General features: G+C 65.0%; 21 protein-coding genes. 8 read left to right on the top strand and 13 right to left on the bottom strand.

What is annotated here, in order from left to right; translation table 11 throughout:
* Positions 1-3 precede the first annotated feature (3 nt).
* From cyoE to G9C89_RS12040, 4 genes are all read right to left on the bottom strand, one after another.
* A complete protein-coding gene (gene cyoE, locus G9C89_RS12055; RefSeq protein WP_172148151.1) occupies positions 4-903 on the bottom strand; it encodes a heme o synthase in 900 nt (299 codons plus the stop codon).
* Positions 904-1,000: 97 nt separating this feature from the next.
* On the bottom strand, positions 1,001-2,095 hold the full coding sequence (locus tag G9C89_RS12050) for a COX15/CtaA family protein (protein ID WP_172148149.1): 1,095 nt from the start codon (positions 2,093-2,095) through the stop codon (positions 1,001-1,003).
* Between the two features lie 49 nt (positions 2,096-2,144).
* Positions 2,145-2,729, bottom strand: coding sequence for a hypothetical protein (locus G9C89_RS12045; RefSeq protein WP_172148148.1), 585 nt, complete (start codon positions 2,727-2,729; stop codon positions 2,145-2,147).
* Positions 2,704-3,435 (bottom strand): SURF1 family protein, encoded by a 732-nt coding sequence (locus G9C89_RS12040; protein ID WP_172148349.1) that lies wholly within the window; start codon positions 3,433-3,435, stop codon positions 2,704-2,706. Before G9C89_RS12040 ends, G9C89_RS12045 begins: the two co-directional genes overlap by 26 nt.
* A gap of 75 nt (positions 3,436-3,510) precedes the next feature.
* On the opposite strand from G9C89_RS12040, the gene G9C89_RS12035 reads away from it, so the two are divergent.
* Positions 3,511-3,714: a twin transmembrane helix small protein gene (locus G9C89_RS12035; RefSeq protein ID WP_090500813.1), complete on the top strand. Its 204-nt coding sequence runs from the start codon at positions 3,511-3,513 to the stop codon at positions 3,712-3,714.
* Positions 3,715-3,732: 18 nt separating this feature from the next.
* On the opposite strand, the gene G9C89_RS12030 is transcribed toward G9C89_RS12035, so the two are convergent.
* The 4 genes from G9C89_RS12030 to coxB form a co-directional block, all read right to left on the bottom strand.
* On the bottom strand, positions 3,733-4,620 hold the full coding sequence (locus tag G9C89_RS12030; protein ID WP_172148147.1) for a cytochrome c oxidase subunit 3: 888 nt from the start codon (positions 4,618-4,620) through the stop codon (positions 3,733-3,735).
* Between the two features lie 11 nt (positions 4,621-4,631).
* Positions 4,632-5,183: a cytochrome c oxidase assembly protein gene (locus tag G9C89_RS12025; protein ID WP_172148146.1), complete on the bottom strand. Its 552-nt coding sequence runs from the start codon at positions 5,181-5,183 to the stop codon at positions 4,632-4,634.
* 82 nt (positions 5,184-5,265) lie between these two features.
* Positions 5,266-6,858 carry a cytochrome c oxidase subunit I gene (gene ctaD / locus G9C89_RS12020; protein ID WP_172148145.1) on the bottom strand — a complete coding sequence of 531 codons (1,593 nt, stop codon included), beginning with the start codon at positions 6,856-6,858 and terminating at the stop codon, positions 5,266-5,268.
* 4 nt (positions 6,859-6,862) lie between these two features.
* A complete protein-coding gene (gene coxB, locus G9C89_RS12015; protein WP_172148144.1) occupies positions 6,863-7,987 on the bottom strand; it encodes a cytochrome c oxidase subunit II in 1,125 nt (374 codons plus the stop codon).
* Between the two features lie 353 nt (positions 7,988-8,340).
* On the opposite strand from coxB, the gene G9C89_RS12010 reads away from it, so the two are divergent.
* A complete protein-coding gene (locus G9C89_RS12010) occupies positions 8,341-8,997 on the top strand; it encodes a hypothetical protein (protein ID WP_172148143.1) in 657 nt (218 codons plus the stop codon).
* A gap of 124 nt (positions 8,998-9,121) precedes the next feature.
* On the opposite strand, the gene G9C89_RS12005 is transcribed toward G9C89_RS12010, so the two are convergent.
* From G9C89_RS12005 to G9C89_RS11990, 4 genes are all read right to left on the bottom strand, one after another.
* The gene (locus G9C89_RS12005) at positions 9,122-9,835 is read right to left on the bottom strand and encodes a carbonic anhydrase (protein ID WP_172148142.1); all 714 of its coding nucleotides are present in this window, start codon (positions 9,833-9,835) and stop codon (positions 9,122-9,124) included.
* A 326-nt stretch (positions 9,836-10,161) separates the two neighbouring features.
* The gene (gene pgi / locus G9C89_RS12000) at positions 10,162-11,826 is read right to left on the bottom strand and encodes a glucose-6-phosphate isomerase (protein WP_172148141.1); all 1,665 of its coding nucleotides are present in this window, start codon (positions 11,824-11,826) and stop codon (positions 10,162-10,164) included.
* 32 nt (positions 11,827-11,858) lie between these two features.
* Entirely contained in the window at positions 11,859-12,800 is a 942-nt protein-coding gene (locus G9C89_RS11995; protein WP_172148139.1) for a carbohydrate kinase family protein, read from the bottom strand.
* A gap of 324 nt (positions 12,801-13,124) precedes the next feature.
* Positions 13,125-14,714 carry a carbohydrate porin gene (locus tag G9C89_RS11990; RefSeq protein ID WP_172148137.1) on the bottom strand — a complete coding sequence of 530 codons (1,590 nt, stop codon included), beginning with the start codon at positions 14,712-14,714 and terminating at the stop codon, positions 13,125-13,127.
* Between the two features lie 167 nt (positions 14,715-14,881).
* Between G9C89_RS11990 and G9C89_RS11985 the strand changes: the two genes are divergently transcribed.
* The 6 genes from G9C89_RS11985 (at position 14,882) to G9C89_RS11960 (ending at position 21,741) form a co-directional block, all read left to right on the top strand.
* Positions 14,882-16,156, top strand: coding sequence for an ABC transporter substrate-binding protein (locus G9C89_RS11985; protein WP_172148135.1), 1,275 nt, complete (start codon positions 14,882-14,884; stop codon positions 16,154-16,156).
* 17 nt (positions 16,157-16,173) lie between these two features.
* Positions 16,174-17,139, top strand: a complete 966-nt coding sequence (locus G9C89_RS11980) for a carbohydrate ABC transporter permease (protein ID WP_172148133.1) — start codon at positions 16,174-16,176, stop codon at positions 17,137-17,139.
* On the top strand, positions 17,139-17,981 hold the full coding sequence (locus G9C89_RS11975; protein ID WP_172148131.1) for a carbohydrate ABC transporter permease: 843 nt from the start codon (positions 17,139-17,141) through the stop codon (positions 17,979-17,981). Before G9C89_RS11980 ends, G9C89_RS11975 begins: the two co-directional genes overlap by 1 nt.
* Before the next feature lie 25 nt (positions 17,982-18,006).
* Positions 18,007-19,140: an ABC transporter ATP-binding protein gene (locus G9C89_RS11970; protein WP_172148129.1), complete on the top strand. Its 1,134-nt coding sequence runs from the start codon at positions 18,007-18,009 to the stop codon at positions 19,138-19,140.
* Positions 19,141-19,169: 29 nt separating this feature from the next.
* Complete coding sequence (locus tag G9C89_RS11965; protein ID WP_172148127.1) at positions 19,170-20,651, top strand: glycoside hydrolase family 32 protein; 1,482 nt, start codon at positions 19,170-19,172, stop codon at positions 20,649-20,651.
* Between the two features lie 97 nt (positions 20,652-20,748).
* The gene (locus G9C89_RS11960) at positions 20,749-21,741 is read left to right on the top strand and encodes a LacI family DNA-binding transcriptional regulator (protein ID WP_172148114.1); all 993 of its coding nucleotides are present in this window, start codon (positions 20,749-20,751) and stop codon (positions 21,739-21,741) included.
* A 116-nt stretch (positions 21,742-21,857) separates the two neighbouring features.
* Here G9C89_RS11960 and G9C89_RS11955 read toward each other — a convergent pair whose 3' ends face one another.
* On the bottom strand, positions 21,858-22,919 hold the full coding sequence (locus tag G9C89_RS11955; protein ID WP_172148113.1) for a PA0069 family radical SAM protein: 1,062 nt from the start codon (positions 22,917-22,919) through the stop codon (positions 21,858-21,860).
* Positions 22,920-23,145: the final 226 nt, after the last annotated feature.

Genomic DNA, 23,145 nt, shown 5'->3' with positions numbered 1-23,145 from the left:
CGATTACAGGTTGAGCAGCAGGTAATGGTCGACCAGCAGGGCGATAAACAGCAGGAACAGGTACCAGATACTGTACTTGAAGGTGTTGATCGCCGCGTGCGGTTTGCTGTCACGGTACAGCACCCAGGCCCAGTGCAGAAAGCGCGCGCCCAGGCCGATGGCGCAGACCAGGTAGAGCAGGCCGCTCATGTGGATGGCGTAGGGCAACAGGCTGACGGCGAACAGCGCGCCGGTGTAGAGCAGGATATGCACCTTGGTGTAGTGCTCGCCGTGGGTCACCGGCAGCATCGGGATGTTGGCCTTGGCGTATTCGGCCTTGCGGTGGATGGCCAGGGCCCAGAAATGCGGCGGGGTCCAGGCGAAGATGATCAGCACCAGCAGCAGCGGCTCGGCGGTCAGCTCTCCGGTGACCGCGACCCAGCCGAGCAGCGGCGGAGCGGCGCCGGCCAAGCCGCCGATGACGATGTTCTGCGGCGTGGCGCGCTTGAGAAAGCCGGTATAGATCACCGCATAGCCAAGCAGCGAGGCGAGGGTCAGCCAGGCGGCCAGCTCGTTGGTGAAGACCAGCAGCAGGCTGAGGCCGGCGACCGCCAGCAGCAGGGCGAAGCTCAGCGCCGCCAGCGGGGTGACCCGGCCTTCGGCCAGCGGGCGCTTGTGGGTGCGCGCCATGATCGAGTCGATGCGCCTGTCCACCACGTGGTTGACTGCCGCCGCCCCTCCGGCGCACAGGCCGATGCCCAGGTTGCCGAAAATCAATACCGTCCAGGGCACGCCGGCGCGGGTAGCGAGGAACATGCCGACCAGCGAGGTGATCAGCATCAACACCACCACCTTGGGCTTGGTCAGCTCCAGGTAGTCGCGCCAGCTGGCGTGAGCATGTTGTTCGCGCAGTAGAGTAGCCATCGGGTCTCTCCTTTTTTGTTATTTCGTAGCCGGAATAAGCCGAAGGCCGTAATCCAGCGTCTAACTCGACTCCAGGTGGGATTAGGCCGCGGTGCGTCTAACCCACCCGGCGGAACTCTTCATGGCTCAGAGCCGTAGGAGCGACGGGGGCGCCTAGCCCATGCCCGCGATATTCCGCGGCGCCCGTTTCGCGGGCATGGCCCGCTCCTACAGAAGATGCCCGCAGCCGGTAGTTGACCAACACCATCGTCAACAGCAATAGCGCGCCACCGGCGTTGTGCGCCACCGCCAGCACCAGGGGCAGATGGAAAACCACGTTGCTGATACCCAGGCTGATCTGCACGCCGAGCGCCAGCAGGAGCAAGCCGGCCAGGCGCGACAAGCCGGCGCGACGCAGTTGCCAGGCCAGCAACAGCAGCACCAGGGTCAGCGCCAGCGCGCCCAGGCGATGGGTCATGTGGATGGCCGTGCGCGCGTCGCTGTCGAGCTGGCCGCCGAGGTAATTCGGGCCGATATGCTGGGTCAGGTGAAAGCCGTTGGCGAAATCCATCGCCGGCCACCATTCGCCGTGACAGGTCGGCAGGTCCACGCAGGCGACTGCCGCGTAGTTGCTGCTGACCCAGCCGCCAAGGGCGATCTGGCCGATGACCAGCAACAGGCCGAGCGCAGCCAGGCTGCGCAGGCGCGCGGAAAGCCCGGGCAACGGCGCGGCTGCACCGGACAGGCGCAGGCTCAGCAGGAACAGCAGGCTGAGGGTGGCAAAGCCGCCGAGCAAATGGCCGGTCACCACTTGCGGCCAGAGTTTCAGGGTGACCGTCCACATGCCGAAGGCCCCTTGCAGGATCACCAGCCCGAGCAGCAACAGCGGCAGTTTCAACGGTTGTCCCGGCTCGCCGCGACGGCGCAGTGCCTGCGCCGCCAGGCCCAGGATCACCAGGCCGAGGCTGCCGGCAAAATAGCGGTGGATCATCTCGTACCAGCCCTTGGCCACCTCCACCGGCGCCTCGGGGAAGCGCACCTCGGCCAGCGTCTGCTGGTGCTCGCTCATGGGCACCGCGAGAAAGCCGTAGCAGCCCGGCCAATCGGGGCAACCCAGCCCCGCGTGGGTGAGCCGGGTATAGGCGCCGAGCAGCACCACCACCACCGCCAGCAGGGTGGCGAACAAGGCAAGACGGTAACCGGGTTTGCCCATCGTGAAGCTCCTTGTTCCGACGCAGGATGGGGGCACCCCATCCTGCGCGTCAGCCAATCTGGGAAATCTTCAGCAAATGCCGCAGGTCGTTGAGAATCGCCTTGCCCTTGCTACGGCTGTCGTAGCGCAGCACCAGATTGCCATGCGGATCGACTATCCAGAGTTGCGCGCCTTCGGCTTTGCCGGCGGTTTCGGCATAGGCCTGGGGTTCCAGTCGATAGCGGGTCAACTGCGGAAACTCGCGATGCAGCAGCGCGTCATAGTCAGCGGCCAGGGGCTGGGTGCTGGCCAGGGCATGGGAGGCCCGTGCGGTATCCCGATTGAGGCCGATATGAATCTGCCGGGCGAGAAACACCAGCTGCTTGCAGTCCGCATCGCAGGCCCCCGCCACTGTCACCAGCAACTGCCAGCGCAGCTCCTGCGCGCCGCTCACGCCGAGATCCGCGCGGGTCTGGCCGTTGCCGATCAGCTCGCCGTGGTAGCTGCGGGTTTCCGGGACCCAGAAACGCCACTGGTACATGGCGCTGGCCAGGATCATCGGGCCGATAACCACGGCGAGCAGCATGATCAGCTGCAGGCGCCCGCGGCGACGGCGGCTGGGCGACACTTCAGGCAGAGTGATGGCTGGGTTCATGGCGAGTCTCCCGCGCGTTATGCAAACCGAAATAGATGAACAGGCCGAGCAAAGCCGTTGCCAGAGCGAACCATTGAACAGCATAGCCCAGGTGTTTATCCGGGCTCATGACGACCACCGGCCAGTCGACCCGCAAAGACCCGGGGCCGGGCTCCAGGCGCAGCTCATGTGGCAGGCCCGTACGCCCCAACTGCTGCCAGAGCTCGTCCGGCTTGACCGCACCTATCACGCGCGGCCAGGTACTGGACTGCGGTCCCTGCTGCAGTTGCAGGCCATCGCCCAGCGGCACGTACACCGTGGCCTGCAGCCGCAGCGGCGTAGCGGGGGTGGCGAAAGTCGGGGTTATCCGGCGATCCGGCCAGGGCAGCCAGCCGCGATTGAGCAACAGCCAGAGACCGCTGGCCTGGTCATGAAAGGGTTGCAGGACTTCGACGCCCGCCTGGCCATCACGGGTGCGGTTATCCAGCAGCAAACTGTGCTGCGCATCGAAGTAGCCCTGCAGCTGGACCCGCACATAGGCAGGCTTCGCAAGGTTTGCGAGCTCGGCGATAGCGATAGGTGCGGCCAGCTGCTGGGCCTGATGGGCCGCCAGCAATTGGCGCTTTTCTTCGGCACGCGCCAGCTGCCAGAAACCCAGGCCGATCAGCGCGGGAAACAGCATCAGCACCAGCAGACTGGGCAGCCAGCCGGGGCGAAAGGCGTTCATCGCGCACGCGCCGAAGCGCGGGCCAAGCTGGTTATACTGCATCTGCAGGACATTCCTCTCCCCCCGGAGTTACGCATGCTCAAGGTCGCAATCGTCCTCTTGTTACTGGCCACCGTGGTCAGCTTGTTCAGCGGCTTGTTCTTCCTGGTCAAGGACGAGGGTCGTTCTTCCCGGGTGGTCAATTCCCTGACCGTTCGGGTCACGCTCACCGCCCTGACTGTCGCCCTGATTGCCTGGGGCTTCTACAGCGGCCAACTGGTGCCCCAGGTGACCTGGTAAGTAGCTTTGCCGCGAGTGTCAGAGCACATAAACGAAGGTGAACAAGCCGATCCACACTACATCGACGAAGTGCCAGTACCAGGCGGCCGCCTCGAAGCCGAAATGATGCTCGGGGCTGAAGTGGCCACGCATGACGCGAACCAGCATCACCGTCAGCATGATCGCCCCCAGGGTGACGTGGGCGCCGTGAAAACCGGTGAGCATGAAGAAGGTCGCGCCATAGATGCCCGAACCGAGGGTCAGGCCCAGTTCGGTGTAGGCATGGATGTACTCCTCGGCCTGGAACACCAGGAACGCCGCGCCGAGAATCAGGGTCAGCGCCAGCCAGAGGGTCAGCGGCTTGCGCTGGTTCTTGCGCAGGGCGTGGTGGGCGAAGGTCAGGGTGAAGCTGGAGCTCACCAGCAGCACGGTGTTGAGCAAGGGCAAGCCCCAGGCGTCGATGATCCCGCTGGGGGTCGGATAGAGCTTGGGATCCGGGGTGTTGAGCAACGGCCAGCTGTACTCGAAGCCCGGCCAGAGCATGTTGGCGATCCCCTTGTCGCCCTCGCCGCCCAGCCAGGGCCCGGCCCAGGTGCGCACGTAGAACAGCACGCCGAAGAAGGCGGCGAAGAACATCACCTCGGAGAAGATGAACCAGCTCATGCCCCAGCGGAACGAGAGGTCCATCTGCGCGCTGTACAGGCCGGAACGGCCTTCCTTGATCACGGTGCCGAACCAGCCGAACAGCATGTAGGCGAGAAACAGGCCGCCAACGAAGAAGATCAGCGGGCCGTTGGAGTCGGCCCGTTCGGCCTTGAGGTCGTTGAACCAGGTGCCGAGCCCGACGACCGTGGTCAGCAAGCCGAGGGTGGCGATAATCGGCCACTTGCTCTGGGCGGGAACGTAGTACTGCTCATGAGCTGCCATCTTTGTTCTCCTTATTGGCCCACCTGGGCTACAGGCGGTTTACTCGCAGTGATATCGAACAGGGTGTAGGCCAGGGTCAGGTGGCGTACATCTGCCGGTAGATCGCGATCGACGATGAAACGCACCGGCATTTCGATACGCTCGCCGGGCTGCAGCACCTGCTGGGTAAAGCAGAAACACTCGGTCTTGTGGAAATACGCCGCCGCCTTGGAAGGCGCGACGCTGGGAATCGCCTGAGCGGTCATCGGCCTGTCCGTAGGGTTGTGCGCGACGAACACCATCTGCGTGCTGTCGCCCGGGTGCACTGCCACTTCATCGGCCATAGGGCGAAACTCCCAGACCATATCGGCGGCGTTGGTGGCAAGAAACTGCACGCGCACCTGGCGCGATGCATCCACGCCCTGTTCCCCGGCCTCGTAGGCACCGGCGGTCTTGCCGTTGATGCCGAAGGCCTGGCACATCACGTCGTAGATCGGCACCAGGGCGAAACCGAAGCCGAACATCGCCACCACCACCAATGACAGACGGATAACCAGGCGGCGGGTGCTCAGGCTTTCGTTCATGCCAGCACATCCCCGCAGGAACGCACCTGCCCGCGAAGGGGACGCCGGATCGCGAGCAAGCTCGCGCCTGCAAAAGCGCACATCACTTCACTTCCGGCGGGGTCTGGAAGGTGTGGTAGGGCGCCGGCGACGGCACCGTCCACTCCAGTCCTTCGGCACCGTCCCAGGGCTTGGCCGCGGCCGGCTGGCCACTACGGATGCACTTGATGACGATGAACAGGAACAGCAACTGGGTCGCGCCGAACATGAAGGCGCCGATGCTCGAGACCATATTGAAGTTGGCGAACATCATGTTGTAGTCGGGGATGCGCCGCGGCATGCCGGCCAGGCCGACGAAGTGCATGGGGAAGAACGCCATGTTCATGCCGACGAAGCTCATCCAGAAATGCAGCTTGCCGAGGGTCTCGTCGTACATGTGCCCGGTCCACTTCGGCAGCCAGTAGTAGGCCGAGGCGAAGATGCCGAAGATCGCCCCCGGCACCAGCACGTAGTGGAAGTGCGCCACCACGAAGTAGGTGTCGTGGTACTGGAAGTCCGCCGGGGCGATGGCCAGCATCAACCCGGAGAAACCGCCGATGGTGAACAGGATGACGAAGGCCACCGAGAACAGCATCGGCGTCTCGAAGGTCATCGAGCCCTGCCACATGGTGCTGGCCCAGTTGAACACCTTCACCCCGGTCGGCACGGCGATCAGCATGGTGGCGTACATGAAGAACAGCTCGCCGGTCAGCGGGATGCCGACGGTGAACATGTGGTGCGCCCACACGATGAACGACAGGAAGGCGATCGAGGCCGTGGCGTAGACCATCGAGGTGTAGCCGAACAGCGGCTTGCGGGCGAAGGCCGGAATGATCGCACTGACCGCGCCGAAGGCCGGCAGGATCATGATGTACACCTCGGGATGGCCGAAGAACCAGAACACGTGCTGGAACAGCACCGGATCGCCACCGCCGGCGGCGCTGAAGAAGCTGGTGCCGAAGTGGATGTCCATCAGCATCATGGTCACGCAACCGGCCAGTACCGGCATCACCGCGATCAGCAGGAAGGCGGTGATCAGCCAGGTCCAGACGAACAGCGGCATCTTCATCAAGGTCATGCCGGGGGCGCGCAGATTGAGGATGGTGGCGACCACGTTGATCGCCCCCATGATCGAACTGATGCCCATCAGGTGCACGGCGAAGATGAAGAAAGTCACGCTTTCCGGCGCGTAGGTGGTGGACAGCGGCGCGTAGAAGGTCCAACCGAAGTTGGGCCCGCCGCCTTCCATGAACAGGGTGCTGACCATCATGCTGAAGGCCGCCGGGAGCAGCCAGAAGCTGAAGTTGTTCATCCGCGGCAGGGCCATGTCCGGCGCGCCGATCATCAGCGGGATCATCCAGTTGGCCAGGCCGACGAAGGCCGGCATCACCGCGCCGAAGACCATGATCAGGCCGTGCATGGTGGTCATCTGGTTGAAGAACTCCGGCTGCACGATCTGCAGGCCCGGCTGGAACAGCTCGGCGCGAATCACCATGGCCATGGTGCCGCCAAGGAGGAACATGGCGAAGCTGAACCACAGGTACATGGTGCCGATGTCTTTGTGGTTGGTGGTCAGTACCCAGCGCATCAGGCCCTTGGCGGGGCCGTGATGATGGTCGTGTCCGGCATGACCATGCGTATCGATCACTGCACTCATGTCCTTACTCCTGAGCCTTCTTGAACTCTAGAATGTCTTTGGGCGTGACCATGTCACCGACTTTATTGCCCCAGGCATTACGTTCGTAGGTGATGATCGCGGCCAGATCGACTTCCGACAGTTGCTTGCCGAAGGCGGCCATGGCGGTACCCGGTTTGCCGTTGACCACGATGCCGATATGGCCGGCGGCGGCACCGGTGGCGATGGCGGAGCCCTTGAGCGCGGGGAACATCGGTGGCAAGCCTTCACCCGTCGGCTGGTGACAGGCGGCGCAGGCGGTGTTGTAGGCCTTCTCGCCACGCGCCATCAGCTCATCCAGGGTCCATTCCTTACTGGTCAGTTCCTTCTCGGTGGCCGCGAGCTGTTTGCGCTCGGCCAGCCAGGTGGCGAAATCTACTTTCGACTTGGCCTCGACCACCACCGGCATGAAGCCGTGATCCTTGCCGCACAGCTCGGTGCACTGGCCGCGGTAGATGCCGGGCTCGTCGATGCGGGTCCAGGACTCGTTGATGAAGCCGGGAATGGCATCCTTCTTCACCGCCAGGGCCGGCACCCACCAGGAGTGGATCACATCGGCGGCGGTGATAAGGAAGCGCACCTTGGTGCCAACCGGCACCACCAGCGGCTCATCGACCTCCAGCAGGTAATGCTCGCCTTTGACGGCCAGGTTGTTGATCTGGTCTTGCGGCGTGGTCAGGTTGCTGAAGAACTCGACGTCCTGGCCCAGGTATTTGTAGTGCCACTTCCACTGGTAACCGGTGACCTGGATGTCCAGTTCGGATTCCGAGTTGTCGTAGATTTCGATCAGGGTCTTGGTCGCCGGGATGGCCATCAGCACCAGAATCACCAGCGGCACCACGGTCCAGAGGATCTCCACCGTGGTGCTTTCGTGAAAGTGTGCAGGCTGCTGCCCGGTTGAGCGGCGGTGGACCAGCATCGACCAGAACATCGCGCCGAACACCACCACGCCGATCACGACGCAGATCCAGAAAATGGTCATGTGCAGGTCGAACACCGAGCGACTGACCTCAGTAGCTCCGGGCGCCATGTTGACCGTCCAGCTGGCGTGAGCCGAGCTGAATGCCAAACACAGCAGGAGGCTCATCCAAACGCGTGGATGTCGCATCATTGCGGGTTCCCCTTATCGTTCTTGTTATCCCGCCGGCGGAGCATGCAGCAAAAGGATCAACGGCCATGACAACTGTCGAAACCTCTCCGTGCCGAAGCCCGTCCGGTGTTATCAGGTACTGTCTTTCGAACTCGAGTATAGACGGCGACTTCGACCTGGCAACGTCAAAACGAAAATCGCCAACGCCGCGCAAGCCTCGCGCTAAACGCCACGGCGGGTGTAGCCCGGCTAGAATCAGTGGTAGCGCGTTATAGCGCTCTCGCATAAGCATGAAAAAATTATGACAATCGCGTCTGAGCAATGGCCTTCAGCCAGCTAAGGTTCACCTCCATGTCCTCATTTCAGGAGTAGTCATGAATACCCTCGCATTGCGCGAACTGATTCAGCGCGCTCACCAGCACGAAGCCAGCAGCAAGCAACTCTCTGCGCAACTGGGTGAGCAACTGGAGCGCCTGCATCCCTCCATCCGTCTGCCCGACACCGACACCCTGGGGGTGCTCACGCGCTTTGTCAGCGCCTATATCGAACAGGTACCCGATGTATTGGACGCGGCCAATGAGGTCGCCCGCGAAGCCGGAATAGAGGAGCAGATCAAGCCGGTGCTGAAAGTCGCCGAGGAGTTCTTTCTCCAGCCGCCCGCGCTGATCGCCGGACATGACGGCCTCGACAGCCTGCTCGACGAAGCCTACCTGGCCCACCGCCTGGTCGAGGAGGTCAACGACCGCTACATCAAGCATCTTGGCCGGCCACTGATTCCGCTGGACACCACGGTGGCCAACCTGATCGCCCACCAGTTGATCGGCGAGCCCTTCGCCAATCAGCTGGATGAAGCCGTGCATCACGCCGTGGATGGCATGCTCGACGAGGCCGGCTTCGACCAGGCCTCCGTGCGCGCCTATCGCGAGCGCTTGAGCGACCCGCACACCGAAGCCGCCTGGAAACGCTGGCCCTGCCTGTCAGGCCAACTGGGGGTAGAGCTGCAGCTGGATGAATCGCGCGCGGCGGGCTGAGCGTCATCAGGCCCAACCGGTTGATGCTGTTGGGCTTCGTTTCGCAGCCTCGGCGGCCCGGCCCAACCTGGTATTTGTAGCCCATTGCGACTGCCGTACAGGCGCCCGAAGCAGCTGCCTGCTGTCAGACCTGCAAATAACGTGGCCGCGGCGTGGCCATCGGCAGCGGGCCGTCGCCGATCTGGCGGAATTCGCCTTTCTCGGCGTCATAGGCTTTGATCTCGCTGGTCTCGATGTCGTACACCCAGCCATGGATGAACAGCTGACCGCTGGCCAGGCGCGAGGCCACCGAGGGATGGGTGCGCAGGTGGTCGAGTTGGGCCACCACGTTCTCCTCGGTGAGGATGCCCAGGGTGTTGTGGTCGGCGCAGCCGCAATTGTCCGCCACCACGATCTTGGCCACTTCGGCATGGCGCAGCCAGGCTTTTACCGTCGGCATGCGCTCCAGCTCTTCGGGGTTGAGCACCGCCTTCATCGCGCCGCAGTCGGAGTGCCCGCAGATGATGATGTGCTGCACGCCGAGGGCCATCACCGCGTATTCGATGGCGGTGGACACCCCGCCCATCATCTGCCCGTAGGGCGGCACCACGTTGCCGACATTGCGGGTGACGAACAGGTCGCCGGGATCGCTCTGGGTGATCAATTCGGGAACGATGCGCGAATCCGCGCAGGTGATGATCATCGCCCGTGGCGTCTGCTCATGGGCGAGCTTCTTGAACAGCGCCTGCTGCTGCGGAAACACCTCCTGACGAAAGCGCTGGAAGCCTTCGATGATATGCCGCAGCGCGTCCTCGGCGCTTTCCACCACGCGGCTGTTCTGCTGCTCTTGCTTGTCCATAGGGCTGACCTCGATATCTGCGGGCTTGCATCCTCCTGGCTCGGAAAATATCCCGCGTCAGAGATTGCGCACCTTTACTGGACACTCGACGCGCACCTTGGGTCACCACGAACCCAGCCAATGGCCGCCGGACGGGTCGCCTGTTCGATCAGCAGCAATTCGCGTTCCAGTTGCGCCAGCCAACGCGCGGACGGCAGAAATAACCCGCCCAGGGTATGTGGCCGGGTTGTCGGCATGCCTGTGCTACCTGGCGATCACCACCGGTATTCGACCTGCGCGCCGAAGTGCGAGCCATGCTGCACACTGCCGAAGGCGCCGCTGCCCGATCAGCCGCGATGACGGCCGCGGAAGAAGTCGATCAGGCCCTGGGTCGAGCCGTCCTCGGCAGCGTCTTTCGCGCTGCCGACCAGCCGCGCATACACGCCCTGGCCCAGCTGCTTGCCCAGTTCCACGCCCCACTGATCGAAGGCGTTGGTACCCCAGATCGCGCTCTGGGCGAACACCTTGTGCTCGTACAGGCCGATCAAGGCGCCCAGGCGTCCCGGGCTGACGCGCTCGAGCACCAGGGTGTTGCTCGGCCGGTTGCCGGGGATCACCTTGTGCGGCGCCAGGCGCTGCACCTGGTCTTCGCCGAGGCCCTGGCTGCGCAGCTCGGCCTCGGCTTCGTCGCGGGATTTGCCGAGCATCAGTGCCTGGCTCTGCGACAGGCAGTTGGCGAACAGCCACTGGTGATGGTCGGCGACCGGGTTGTAGCTGCTCACCGGCACGATGAAATCCGCCGGAATCAGTTGGGTGCCCTGGTGCAGCAACTGGTGATAGGCGTGCTGGCCGTTGCAGCCGACGCCGCCCCAGATCACCGGCCCGCTGGCCGTGGTCACCGGGCTGCCGTCCTGGCGCACGCGCTTGCCGTTGGACTCCATGTCCAGCTGCTGCAGGTGCTTGGTGATGTTCCTCAGGTAATGGTCGTAGGGCAGGATCGCCTGGCTCTGCGCGCCCCAGAAATTGCCGTACCAGATGCCGAGCAAGGCCAGCAGCACCGGCATGTTGCGTTCGAAGGGTGCGCTCTGGAAGTGCTCATCCATGCGGTAGGCGCCGGCCAGCAGCTCCTTGAAGTTGGAGATGCCGATCGACATGGCGATCGGCAGGCCGATCGCCGACCACAGCGAATAGCGCCCGCCGACCCAATCCCACATCGGCAGGATGTTCTCCTCGCGGATACCGAAGGCCATGGCCGCCTCACGGTTGCTCGATACAGCCATAAAGTGCCGATGCAGCTCGGCCTCGCTGCCGCCCTGGGCCAGGTACCAGCTGCGCGCGGCCTGGGCGTTCTTCAGGGTTTCCAGGGTGTTGAAGGTCTTCGACGAGACGATGAACAGGGTGGTTTCCGCGCGCAGCTTGGCCGCCAGCTCGTGGAACGAGCTGCCGTCGATATTGGCCAGGTAATGGCAGCGCACGCCGCGCTGGGCGAACGGCAGCAGCGCCTCGGAGACCAGCTGCGGGCCGAGGAAGGAGCCGCCGATGCCGATATTGACCACGTCGGTGATCGGCTTTTCCGTATAGCCGCGCCACAGGCCGTTGTGCACCTTGCCGACCAGCTCGCTCATGCGGTTGAGCACGCGCTGCACCTCCGGCATCACGTCGACCCCGTCGACCAATACCCGGTCGCCGATCGGCCGGCGCAGGGCGGTGTGCAGGGCCGGGCGCCGTTCCGAAGCGTTGACCAGGGCGCCGTCGAACAGATCGCGGATCGCCTGCGCCAGGCCCGCCTCCCTGGCCAGGCCGACCAGCAGTTCGCGGGTGCGGCTGTCGATCAGGTTCTTCGAGTAGTCGAGAAACAGCCCGCAGTCGTTCAGCGAGAACGTGGCGAAGCGCTGCGGATCCTCGGCGAAGGCCTGGCGCAGGCTGAAATCGTCGAGCTGGTCGCGGTGCGCGGCGAGAGCCTGCCAACTGGCCAGGCGGGTGACGTCAATGGATGAGGGAGAGTGCGGCATAACGGCTCCAGTGGGCGAGGCGGGCGGGTCGATCAAAACGCGTCGAGTTCATGCCCATAGGGCAGGTCCGGGCCGACCCGCGAACAGGTCAGTGCCGCGGCCCCGACCGCCAGCCTGAGCATGGCGTCGAGCTGTTCGCGGGAAATCCCGGCCAACCCTTGCGGGCTGTCCAGGCCATGGCGGGCCAGGTAGGCGAGCAAGGCGGCCTGGAAGGTATCGCCGGCGCCGACCGTGTCGCGGGTCTGCACCGCCCGGGCCGGTACCGACCAGTGGCCGTGCCGGCGGCTGTGCACGCTGGCACCGTCGCCGCCATGGGTCAGGCACACCAGCTGGCAGCGCTGACCGAGCCACTGACGGGCAACGTCCTGGGGATCGCGCTGCGGGTAGAGCAACTGCAGATCCTCCTCGCTGACCTTGATCAGGTGGGCATGGGCGGCAAATGCCTCGATACGCCGACGCCACAGCGCGATATCCGGCTCGACGTTGAGCCGCACGTTGGGGTCGAGGCTGATCAGACGCCGCTCGCATTCGCGGCCGACCAGCTCGAACAGGGTGCCGGCGACTGGGGTGACCACCAGCGAATAGGAGCCGACATGCAGGCCGCGCACCCGCGCATCCAGTACGGGCAGATGCTCGAGGCGCAGCTGGCGGTCGGCGCAACCCTCACCGCGGAACGAGTACTGCGGCGAACCCTGGGCATCCACGCCGACCATGGCCAGGGTGGTCGGCGCATCGCTGGCAATCAGGTAATCGCCGCACACCCCTTCCTCGGCCAACACCCGGCGCAGGCGGGCGCCGAGGTAGTCGCTGGAAATCCCGCCGAACAGCGCCGCATCGCAACCGAGACGGCGCAAACCGACCGCGACGTTGAACGGCGAACCGCCGGCCAGCGCCTTGAACGCCAGCTCGCTGCTACGCGCGCCGGGCGCCAGGCTGAAGAAATCGAACAGGGCTTCGCCACAGACCAGATACATGGGGTGTCTCCACATCGACAGATAATTGGCAAGGCTATGTCTCCATTGCGTGTTGCAAGGCGATCAGCCGTTGGGCCGGGGGGCGTAGCCTGAGGAGCAAAACGACGAAGCCCAACGAGACATGTCACTGCCTGTTGGGCTTCGCTGCGCTCAGCGCCTACCTACCCGCGTGCGCTCGGCCCCAGACCTACACTGGTGCGCACGGCGCACCCTACCCATGCATGCAACAGTTAACGAGTACATGACCACTGGAAAACAGCTGCGCTCGGCCAGGGCGCAGCGCCTTGGGCTTTTTCGCCGTCCGTGGCGCCACGGGCGTGGGTGTTAGAACCAGGTTTCCATCTGCACGCCGAACTGCCAGAGACCACCTGCCTGGAAGCCATCCTCGCCGAAGGCGTCGGTGTTGCTGTAGTTATCCAGATCCGCCGACCAGTCCATCAGGCTGGCGAACACCCGCAGCTCGGGGCGGGTGAAGAAGCCGCCCATGTCGGGCTTGAACGTCGGCGCCACGGTCAGTTTCCAGAAGCTGCCATCGACCGCATTGCGCTGCTGATAGCCTTTGGGGTCGAGGTCCATGGTTTGCCAGCTCATTTCATAGACCATCTCGAAGTTGCTGCTGACTTCCTTGGCCAGGCGCAGATTGAGGGTCATCCAGCGATAATCGTCGCCGCCGACGTATCTGTCCTGGCTCTGCTCGGCCAGCAGGCTGGGGGCGATCCGCCAGCCACGGGCCAGCGGCGTCTGGCCATAGAGCGCCAGGCGCAAGGCCTTGGCGTCGTCGAGCAACTCGCCATCCGAGCCCAGGTTCTTGACCTCTGCACCGAGGCCCTGGCCGTAGAGCAGCGCCGTCTTGAAGAAGCCTTCGCGACCGAAGAAGTCCTTCTGGTGATGGGCCAGCATGCTTTGCACGCCGGAGTCGGCGGGGGTCAGCCCGGCGGCGTTGCTGCGGGTATCGTTCTTGTTCGAGCCGATGGCATTGACCATCCACTGCCAGCGGTCTTCGGCGAAGAACTGGTTGGACGTGAGGATGTAGCTTTCCACGTCGTCGTCACCGTCAGTGGCGCTGAAGTCGCCGTAATCGCGGCCCATCAGGGAGAAGTTGGAACTCCAGTTGTCGCCGAGCTGCAGGTCGTAGATACCGCCGCCGGTACCGGCCAGATAGACCACGTCCGAGTCCAGCCAATGGATGTCGAAGGTATCCCGGTCGTAGCGCTTGCCCGCCCACAGGCTGGCATTTTCCAGCATGGGGTTGCCCTTGAACGCCGCTATATGGTCGAGGGCGGCATAGGCCTGGCGCACGTTCAGGCTGCTTTCTTCGGCCGTCCAGTCGTTGGAGGTTTCCACCCCGTCGGCAATCGAAACGGTGACTTTGGAACGGGTACCGTTCTCGGCATGCAGCTCTTTCGCCAGGTCGATACGCATATAGGTATCGTCTTCGTTGCCGAGCCGCCCGACGGCGCCGCCGACCGAACCGGCCGGCGTAATATAGGGGCCACCATGTCCGCCGCTCAGCCCTTCGCCGACCAGCAGCCCGGAGCGGGCATAGCCATTGAAGCTGAAACCGTTGGTGAGCTTGCTGGGGTTCTGCCGCTCGCTGCGACCGAGTTTTTCCAGGGCCTCCTGGCGGGCTTCGACTTTTGCCAGACGGGCGTCCAGGACGGGAGCCGTGGTCGTTGCCTGTGCGGCAGGGGAAGACGCAGAAAGGGCGGGGCTGCCACCCTTGAGCTGCTGCAACTCCAGGGCGATGGCGTGGGCTTGTTGTTCGGCAGCGGACGCACGCATTTCAGCGGCGCTGGCTCTGGCCTCCAGCGCGACCATGCGCTCTTCCAGGGTCATGGGAGTGGCGGCCTGGGCCAGCACGGTTGCCGAACTGCTGAGCAGACCGGCCAGTAGCCATCGTGATGCATGCTGCATGGGGACTTCCTCTATTTGTTTTTATTGTGTGTTCCAGTCCGCCCTCAATCCGGTGATCGGGAAATCTCCGGGCAGCGGGGAAATGGGGGTGTACATCTGCGGATGTGCTGTTATATTAGCGATGTTAACGTTATCTTCAACAAAAAAACAAGAATGAAGAGGTTTTTATGTCAAGACTGAAAGCGGTTCTCCCCCTGGCGTTGCTGGCGATCTGCAGCGGGCTGCCCGCGCTGGCCGGCGCGGCCAACCTGACCATTTCCTGCGGCGCCGTGGGTGCGGAATTGCAGCTATGCAAGGACGGCGTCGAGGCCTGGTCGAAACAGACCGGCCACACCGTCGAGGTGGTGTCGACGCCCAACTCGGCGACCGAGCGGCTGTCCTTCTATCAGCAGATTCTCAGCGCCCAATCGGCCGACATCGACATCATTCAGATCGACGTGGTCTGGCCGGGCATGCTCGCCAACCATTTGCTGGATCTGCGCGAGGTGCTGCCGGCCAACGCCACCCAGGGCTATTTCCAGGCGCAGCTGGATAACGCCACGGTCGACGGGCGGCTGGTGAGCATGCCCTGGTTCACCGATTCTGGTCTGCTGTATTACCGCCAGGATCTGCTGGAAAAGCACGGTAAACCGGTGCCGCAAACCTGGGACGAGCTGACCGTCACCGCCCGCGAGATCCAGCAGGCCGAGCGCGACGCCGGCAACGCCAATCTGTGGGGTTATGTGTTCCAGGGCCGCGCCTACGAGGGCCTGACCTGCAACGCCCTGGAGTGGATCGGCAGCCAGCCGGGCGGCGACTTGATCGATGCCCAGGGCAATATCCAGGTCGACAGCCAGGCCACGCGCACCGCGCTGACCCTGGCCAAGAGCTGGGTGGGCGACATCTCTCCACCCGGCGTGCTCAATTACACTGAAGAAGAAGGCCGTGGCGTGTTCCAGTCCGGCAATGCGCTGTTCATGCGCAACTGGCCCTACGCCTGGGCCCTGGTGCAGAGCCCGGACAGCGCGATAAAGGACCAGGTCGGGATTGCCCCGCTGCCCAAAGGCGGCGAAAACGGCAAGCACGCCTCGACCCTCGGCGGCTGGGGCTTGTCGGTGTCGCGCTACAGCGCCGAGCCCAAGCTCGCCGGCGAGCTGGTGGCCTACCTGACCAGCGCCCAGCAACAGAAGCACCGGGCCCTGGTCGGCGCCTATAACCCGGTGATCGAGTCGCTCTACGACGACCCCGAGCTGCTCGCGGCCATGCCGTATTACAGCCAGCTGCGCACTATTCTCGCGGATGGCGTGATGCGCCCGGCGGCGGTCACCGCCGACCGCTACCCACGGGTTTCCAATGCGCTGTTCGACCGCGTGCACGGCATGCTCTCCGGCGCGGCCCCTGTCGATCAGGCGGTGACCGAGCTGGGCAACGACCTCAAGCGCATCAAGCGCCGCCACTGGTAAACCGCCAAGGAATCGCCATGACTAGCTCTATCTCCCGAGCCCAGCCGTTCTACGACGAGCTCCTGGCCGTCAAGGAAACGCCCGTGCAGCGTCGCCGCGTGCGGGCCGCCTGGCTGTTTCTGACGCCGATGCTGCTGTGCCTGCTGCTGGTGGCCGGCTGGCCGTTGCTGCGCACCTTCTGGTTCAGCCTCACCGATACCAGCCTGAGCGACGCCGGGGCCGGGGCTTTCGTCGGCCTGAGCAACTACCTGGCGCGCGATGGCGATGTCTGGACCGGCATCCTGGTCGACCCGCTGTGGTGGCAGGCGGTGCGCAACACCCTGCACTTCACCCTGGTGTCGGTCGGCCTGGAGATCAGCATCGGCCTGGCCGTGGCCCTGCTGCTCAACGTGCAGTTCACCGGGCGGGCCCTGGTGCGCGCGATGATCCTGATCCCCTGGGCGATTCCCACCATCGTCTCGGCGAAGATCTGGGCGTGGATGCTCAACGACCAGTTCGGCATCATCAACCACCTGATGCTCGGCCTCGGCCTGATCGACGCGCCCCTGGCCTGGACCGCCGACGCCAGCCTGTCGATGTGGGCGGTGATCATGGTCGATGTGTGGAAGACCGTGCCCTTCGTCGCGCTGCTGATGCTGGCCGCCTTGCAGATGCTGCCGGGCGATTGCTACGAGGCGGCCCGGGTCGACGGCGTGCACCCGCTCAAGGTGTTCTGGCGGGTCACCCTGCCGCTGCTGATGCCCGCGCTGCTGGTGGCGGCGATCTTCCGCATCCTCGACTCGCTGCGGGTGTTCGACGTCATCTACGTGCTGACCTCGAACTCGTCATCGACCATGAGCATGTCGATCTACGCCCGCCAGCAACTGGTGGAATTTCAGGACGTCGGCTACGGCAGCGCCGCCTCGACCCTGCTGTTCCTGATTGTCGCGGTGATCGCCGTGCTCTACCTCTATCTCGGCCGCCGCCAGATGGAGGTGCGCTGATGAACCTGCGTCTACTGAAAAAAGCATTGCTGCGCCTGGGCTTCTGCGGCGCGATCGGGGTACTGCTGCTGTACGCGGTATTCCCCTTCTACTACGCCGTGCTGACCTCGCTGAAGCCGTCCAGCGCCTTGTTCCAGGTGAGCTACTGGCTCGATAAGCCGGACTTCTCCAACTACGCCGCGGTGCTGCAGCAGGCGTCGTTCCTGCAGGCCATCGGCAACTCGGTGTTCGTCGCCGTCTGCGTGGTGGCGCTGGCGCTGTTCCTCAGCCTGACCGCCGCCTACGCCCTGGGCCGGGTCAAGTTCCGCGGCCGCGCCACGGTGCTGCTGCTGGTGCTGGGCGTGTCGATGTTCCCCCAGGTCGCGGTGCTCTCCGGGCTGTTCGAGGTGATCCGCGCCCTCGGTCTGTACAACAGCGCCTGGGCGCTGATCCTCAGCTACACCATCTTCACCCTGCCGTTCACCGTCTGGGTGCTGACCACCTTTATCGGGCAACTGCCCGGCGAACTGGAAGAGGCGGCGATCATGGACGGCGCTTCGCCCTGGGTGGCGCTCACCCGGGTGCTGCTGCCGCTGCTCTGGCCGGCGCTGGTGACCACCGGCCTGCTGGCGTTCATCGCCGCCTGGAACGAGTTCCTCTTCGCCCTGACCTTCACCCTGACTGACCAGGAACGCACGGTGCCAGTGGCGATCGCGCTGATTTCCGGCGGCAGCCAGCACGAGCTGCCCTGGGGCCTGCTGATGGCCGCCTCGGTCATGGTCACCGTGCCCCTGGTGCTGCTGGTGCTGGTGTTCCAGCGGCGCATCGTCTCCGGCCTCACCACCGGCGCGCTCAAGGGCTGACCCCACAAGAACAAGGAACAACAGCATGAGCAAGTTGAAACTCGACAAAGTGAACAAGCAACTGGGCGGCCTGCGCATCCTGCGCGATATCAGCCTGGAGATCGCCAGCGGCGAGTTCGTGGTGTTCGTCGGCCCCTCGGGCTGCGGCAAGTCGACCCTGCTGCGGCTGATCGCCGGGCTGGAGTCGATCTGCGCCGGCGACCTGCTGATCGACGGCCGCCGGGTCAACGACCTGGAGCCGCGCGAGCGTGGGGTCGGCATGGTCTTCCAGTCCTATGCGCTGTACCCGCACATGAGCGTCTACGACAACATCGGCTTCGGCCTCAAGCTGGCCAAGACCGAGAAGCGCAGCCTGCGCGAGCGGGTGCTGGAAACCGCACGGGTGCTGCAGCTGGACAAGCTGTTGCAGCGCAAGCCCAAGGAACTCTCCGGCGGCCAGCGCCAGCGCGTGGCCATGGGCCGGGCGATGGCCCGCGAGCCGGACATCCTGCTGTTCGACGAGCCGCTGTCCAACCTCGACGCGGCCCTGCGCGTGCAGATGCGCAACGAGATCGCCCGGCTGCACGCCAGCCTGGGCACCACCATGATCTACGTGACCCACGACCAGGTCGAGGCGATGACCCTGGCCGACAAGATAGTCGTGCTCAATGCAGGGCGCATCGAACAGGTCGGTTCGCCGCGCGAGCTCTACGAGCGGCCGGTGAGCCGTTTCGTCGCCGGCTTCCTCGGCTCGCCGAGGATGAACTTCCTGCCGGCGCGCCTGCTCGCCCCCGGCGCGCACAGCCTGATCGAGACGCCGGCGCTCGGCCGCCTGGCGGCCCTGCCCTTCGACAGCAGCGCGCTGGCGGCCAACAGCCCACTGAGCCTGGGTATCCGCCCCGAGCACCTGGCCCTGCAGAAGGCGCCAGGCGACGCCGGCTTGCGCGTGGTCGGCGTCGAGTACCTGGGCTGCGAAACCTATGTGCACCTCGATGTTGGCGAGGACGAGCCGCTGATCTGCCGCTGCGCGGCGACTGCCGAATGGCGCCAAGGCGACCGCGTCGAACTGCAGCCGGAGCTTGCCAACCTGCATCTGTTCGATGCCGACGGCAACGCCTTGCCGCGCCACCCCACGCCCGACGCCGCTACCCTGCGCGCCCTCGCCCAGGGCTATGCATGAGCCACTTCACGACGCCAACGAGTAATTGCATGCCTGTTTTCCTCGACCTCGCCCAGCGCCCGCTGAGCGAGGGCAGCGCCCTCCTGACGCCCGATTATCGGCCCGGTTATCACCTCGCCCCCAAAACCGGCTGGATGAACGACCCGAACGGCGTGGTGTACTTTCGCGGCGAATACCATGTGTTCTATCAACACCACCCCTTCGATCCGAGCTGGGGGCCGATGTACTGGGGGCACGCCAAGAGCCGCGACCTGGTGCATTGGCAGCACCTGCCCATCGCCCTGCAACCGGGCGACGACTTCGACCGGCACGGCTGCTTCTCCGGCAGCGCCGTGGTCTGCGGCGACAGCCTGGCGCTGCTCTACACCGGGCATACCTGGCTCGGCGAGGTGGGCGACGAGCGCAGCATCCGCCAGGTCCAGTGCCTGGCCACCAGCGACGACGGCGTGCACTTCGCCAAGCAGGGGGTGGTCATCGACGCCGCCCCGGATGCCGCGATCATGCATTTTCGCGACCCCAAGGTCTGGCGCGAAGGCGAGTACTGGTACCTGATCGCCGGCGCGCGCCTGGGCGACGTGCCGCTGCTGCCGCTGTACCGCTCCAGCGACCTGCGCACCTGGGAGTTCCTCGCCTACGTGAGCCGCGGCGGCGAGGGCGACGGCTATATGTGGGAGTGCCCGGACCTGTTCCGCCTGGATGGCCAGGACGTGCTGCTGTATTCCCCCCAGGGCATGCAGCCTGAGGGTTTCGAGCGGCTGAACAAGTTCCAGACCGGCTACCGGGTCGGCCAGCTCGACAACGATTGGCACTTCACTGGCGGGCCCTTTATCGAGCTGGACAACGGCCACGATTTCTACGCCGCGCAGACCCTGCTGGCCTCCGACGGCCGGCGTCTGCTCTGGGCCTGGCTGGACATGTGGGACAGCCCGATGCCGAGCCAGGCCCAACACTGGTGCGGCATGCTCGGTGTTCCGCGCGAACTGCAACTGCATGGGGAGCGCCTGCACAGCTACCCCGCACGCGAACTCGCGGCCCTGCGCCAAGCCCCCTTGCTGGCGGACGGCGCGCTCTGCTGGGACGGCTCGGGCAGCTGCGCGCTTGCCGCGTTGAGCGGCGACCGGCTGGAACTCGAGCTGCAACTGGATCTGGCCGACTGCCGCGACGGGCGTCTGGGCATCGCCTTGCGCTGCAGCGCCGATGGCCAGGAGCAGACCCTGCTCTACTACGACGCGCAGCTGCAGCGCCTGGTGCTCGACCGCAGCGGCTCGGGCGCGGGGGTCGGCGGTCAGCGCAGCGTGACGCTGGCGCCCGCCCGGGAACCCCTGCTGCTGCGGCTGTTCCTCGACCGCTCCTCCATCGAGGTGTTCGCCGCAGACGGCAGCTTCAGCCTCAGCAGCCGCATCTACCCGCAGCCGGACAGCCTGGGGCTGAAGCTGTTCGGCGCGGGCAGCGGGCGTGTCGCGATCCGCCAGGCCTGGCACCTGGCCTCGGGGTGGGTGGACAGCCTTTGAACCAACGCGCGCCTGCTGCGACCGCCTCCGGTTGCCCGTCGCGGCAGGCGGCGGCGCTGTGGCATGATTCGCGACTCACCCTGCCTGGTTGCTTTGCATGACTTCAGTGAAAGACGTTGCACGGCTGGCCGGCGTGTCCCTGATGACGGTCTCGCGGGCGCTCAACAGTCCGGAAAAGCTCAGTCCCGAGACCTACCAGCGGGTGCGCCGCGCCATCGATGAACTGCAATTCGTGCCCAGCATGTCGGCACGCAAGATCCGCGGCGACAACCTGCAGAGCCGAACCATCGGCGTGTTCGCGCTGGATACCGCGACCACGCCGTTCGCGGTCGAGCTGCTGCTGTCCATCGAACGGACCGCGCAACAGGCCGGCTGGAACGTGTTCGTGCTCAACCTGCTGAGCGACCCGCCCAGCGAGCAAAGCATCGACCTGATGCTCGCGCACCGTCCCGACGGCCTGATCTTCAGCGCCATGGGCCTGCGCCGGGTGAGCATTCCCGAGCGGCTGAAGAGCAAACCGCTGATCCTGGCCAACTGCCTGGCCGAGGACCGCAGCCTGGTCAGCTACGTGCCGGATGACGAAGCGGGGCAATACCGCGCCGTGCGGTACGCCCTGAGCCAGGGTTATCGACGCCCGCTGTGCATCAACCTGCCGAACCAGAGCCTGGCCTGGGAACTGCGCCAGAAAGGCATGCAACGGGCCTTTGCGGAGTTCGGTCTGGCGCCCGAGGACCTGCTGCAATACGACCTTTCGAGCCATGATGCCTATGGTGAGACGCCGGAGATCCTCGATCGGCACATCATCGAGGGCCGTGCGCAATTCGACATCCTCATCTGCGGCAACGACCGCATCGCCTTCTGCGCCTACCAGGTGCTGCTGGCCCGTGGCCTGAAGATCCCCGCTGACGTCGCCGTGCTCGGCTACGACAACATGATCGGCATCGCCGAGCTGTTCCTGCCGCCGCTGACCACGGTGCAGCTGCCCTACTACGAGATCGGCCAGCGCGCCGCGCGTCATCTGATCGAGGCCCTCGACGTATCCGGGACTCAGCGGGTGGACTGTCCGCTGGTCATCCGCGCCTCGCTTTGATGGCGGTCTGCGCGGGCGCTTGCTGACGGCCTGCGACGTCCCTCGAAGGTTTCACCCCCGCGGCCCCCAGCAGCGCGGGCATAAGCGCAGATTGCCAGGTCGCCCGGGCGAACGCATCAGAGCAGGCTCAGCTGCGCCCCCGGCGGGCAGAACTGGGAGCAGTCCAGGCCCTGGGTGTCACGGCGATCCAGGCCCAGCTTGCGACTGGCGAGGCGAAAGCGCTGGGCCAGCAGTTCGGCGAACGGGCCTTCGCCGCGCATGCGGCTGCCGAAGCGGCTGTCGTAGTTCTTGCCGCCGCGCGACTGGCGGATCAGGCTCATCACATGCACGGCGCGCTCGGGGAAATGCGCCTGCAGCCACTCCTCGAACAGCTCGGCGATTTCCAGCGGCAGGCGCAGCAACACATAGCCGGCCGAGCGTGCACCGGCATCGCGGGCGGCCTCGAGCAGGCGCTCCAGCTCGCTGTCGTTGATCAGTGGAATCATCGGCGCACAGATCACGCTGACCGGCACGCCGGCCTCTTGCAGCGTGCGCATGGCGCGCAGGCGCGCCCCCGGCGAGGCGGCGCGCGGCTCCATGATGCGTTTCAGCTCGTCGTCGAGGGTGGTCAGGCTGAAGGCCACGCTGACCAGGCGCTGACTGGCCAGCTCGCTGAGCAGATCGAGGTCGCGCAGGATCAGCGAGCCCTTGGTGATGATGTGCAACGGATGCTTGTAGCGCAGGAGAATTTCCAGGGCCTGGCGGGTCAGGCGCTGCTCGCGCTCGATCGGCTGGTAGGCATCGGTGTTGATCCCCAGGGCGATCGGCTGCGGCACATAGCCGGGCTTCTGCAGCTCTTCCTCGAGACGGCTGGCCAGGTTGGTCTTGGCGATCAGCCGGGTTTCGAAATCGATGCCCGGCGACATGTCCCAGTAGGCGTGGCTCGGGCGGGCGAAACAGTAGATGCAACCATGCTCGCAGCCGCGATAGGGATTCACCGAACGGTCGAAACCGACATCCGGCGAGTTGTTGCGGGTGATCACCGTCTTCGCCAGTTCGCTGCGCACCTCGGTGGCGCGCGACGGCGGCGTCTCGTCCTGAAACCAGCCGTCGTCTTCGGCCACCGAACGGGTCGGGGCGAAACGGTTGTGCGGGTTGCTGGCGGTACCGCGACCGCGGGGTGGCAGGGAAACGGACATGGGGCGACTCCGACAGAATACTGTATATAAATACAGTTATTCTGCCCTACCACCAAGTACCAGCCGTCGCCCTGCCGGCAGCATCCCCATGCCCAGGCCGTTGACCCTACGGTCATGTCCAAGGTCTGTGGCGTGGCGCCCCCCTGCGCTCGTAGGAACATAGGATCTACGGTTTGCGGGTGTCTCGTAGGAATTCGCTCGCCGCCTTCGACGAAGCGTTGTCGCG

It is taken from the genome of Pseudomonas tumuqii, from assembly GCF_013184545.1.
In the GTDB taxonomy this organism is placed as follows: Bacteria; Pseudomonadota; Gammaproteobacteria; order Pseudomonadales; family Pseudomonadaceae; genus Aquipseudomonas; species Aquipseudomonas tumuqii.
The sequence above is the reverse complement of the archived record's forward strand: the minus strand, read 5'-3'. Positions and strand labels throughout refer to the sequence as shown.

Bases quoted from the DNA above. Each gene is read 5' to 3' on its own strand.
- cyoE (WP_172148151.1), bottom strand. From the start codon at position 903: ATGGCTACTCTACTGCGCGAACAACATGCTCACGCCAGCTGGCGCGAC.
- G9C89_RS12050 (WP_172148149.1), bottom strand. From the start codon at position 2,095: ATGGGCAAACCCGGTTACCGTCTTGCCTTGTTCGCCACCCTGCTGGCG.
- G9C89_RS12045 (WP_172148148.1), bottom strand. From the start codon at position 2,729: ATGAACCCAGCCATCACTCTGCCTGAAGTGTCGCCCAGCCGCCGTCGC.
- G9C89_RS12040 (WP_172148349.1), bottom strand. From the start codon at position 3,435: ATGAACGCCTTTCGCCCCGGCTGGCTGCCCAGTCTGCTGGTGCTGATG.
- G9C89_RS12035 (WP_090500813.1), top strand. From the start codon at position 3,511: ATGCTCAAGGTCGCAATCGTCCTCTTGTTACTGGCCACCGTGGTCAGC.
- G9C89_RS12030 (WP_172148147.1), bottom strand. From the start codon at position 4,620: ATGGCAGCTCATGAGCAGTACTACGTTCCCGCCCAGAGCAAGTGGCCG.
- G9C89_RS12025 (WP_172148146.1), bottom strand. From the start codon at position 5,183: ATGAACGAAAGCCTGAGCACCCGCCGCCTGGTTATCCGTCTGTCATTG.
- ctaD (WP_172148145.1), bottom strand. From the start codon at position 6,858: ATGAGTGCAGTGATCGATACGCATGGTCATGCCGGACACGACCATCAT.
- coxB (WP_172148144.1), bottom strand. From the start codon at position 7,987: ATGATGCGACATCCACGCGTTTGGATGAGCCTCCTGCTGTGTTTGGCA.
- G9C89_RS12010 (WP_172148143.1), top strand. From the start codon at position 8,341: ATGAATACCCTCGCATTGCGCGAACTGATTCAGCGCGCTCACCAGCAC.
- G9C89_RS12005 (WP_172148142.1), bottom strand. From the start codon at position 9,835: ATGGACAAGCAAGAGCAGCAGAACAGCCGCGTGGTGGAAAGCGCCGAG.
- pgi (WP_172148141.1), bottom strand. From the start codon at position 11,826: ATGCCGCACTCTCCCTCATCCATTGACGTCACCCGCCTGGCCAGTTGG.
- G9C89_RS11995 (WP_172148139.1), bottom strand. From the start codon at position 12,800: ATGTATCTGGTCTGTGGCGAAGCCCTGTTCGATTTCTTCAGCCTGGCG.
- G9C89_RS11990 (WP_172148137.1), bottom strand. From the start codon at position 14,714: ATGCAGCATGCATCACGATGGCTACTGGCCGGTCTGCTCAGCAGTTCG.
- G9C89_RS11985 (WP_172148135.1), top strand. From the start codon at position 14,882: ATGTCAAGACTGAAAGCGGTTCTCCCCCTGGCGTTGCTGGCGATCTGC.
- G9C89_RS11980 (WP_172148133.1), top strand. From the start codon at position 16,174: ATGACTAGCTCTATCTCCCGAGCCCAGCCGTTCTACGACGAGCTCCTG.
- G9C89_RS11975 (WP_172148131.1), top strand. From the start codon at position 17,139: ATGAACCTGCGTCTACTGAAAAAAGCATTGCTGCGCCTGGGCTTCTGC.
- G9C89_RS11970 (WP_172148129.1), top strand. From the start codon at position 18,007: ATGAGCAAGTTGAAACTCGACAAAGTGAACAAGCAACTGGGCGGCCTG.
- G9C89_RS11965 (WP_172148127.1), top strand. From the start codon at position 19,170: ATGCCTGTTTTCCTCGACCTCGCCCAGCGCCCGCTGAGCGAGGGCAGC.
- G9C89_RS11960 (WP_172148114.1), top strand. From the start codon at position 20,749: ATGACTTCAGTGAAAGACGTTGCACGGCTGGCCGGCGTGTCCCTGATG.
- G9C89_RS11955 (WP_172148113.1), bottom strand. From the start codon at position 22,919: ATGTCCGTTTCCCTGCCACCCCGCGGTCGCGGTACCGCCAGCAACCCG.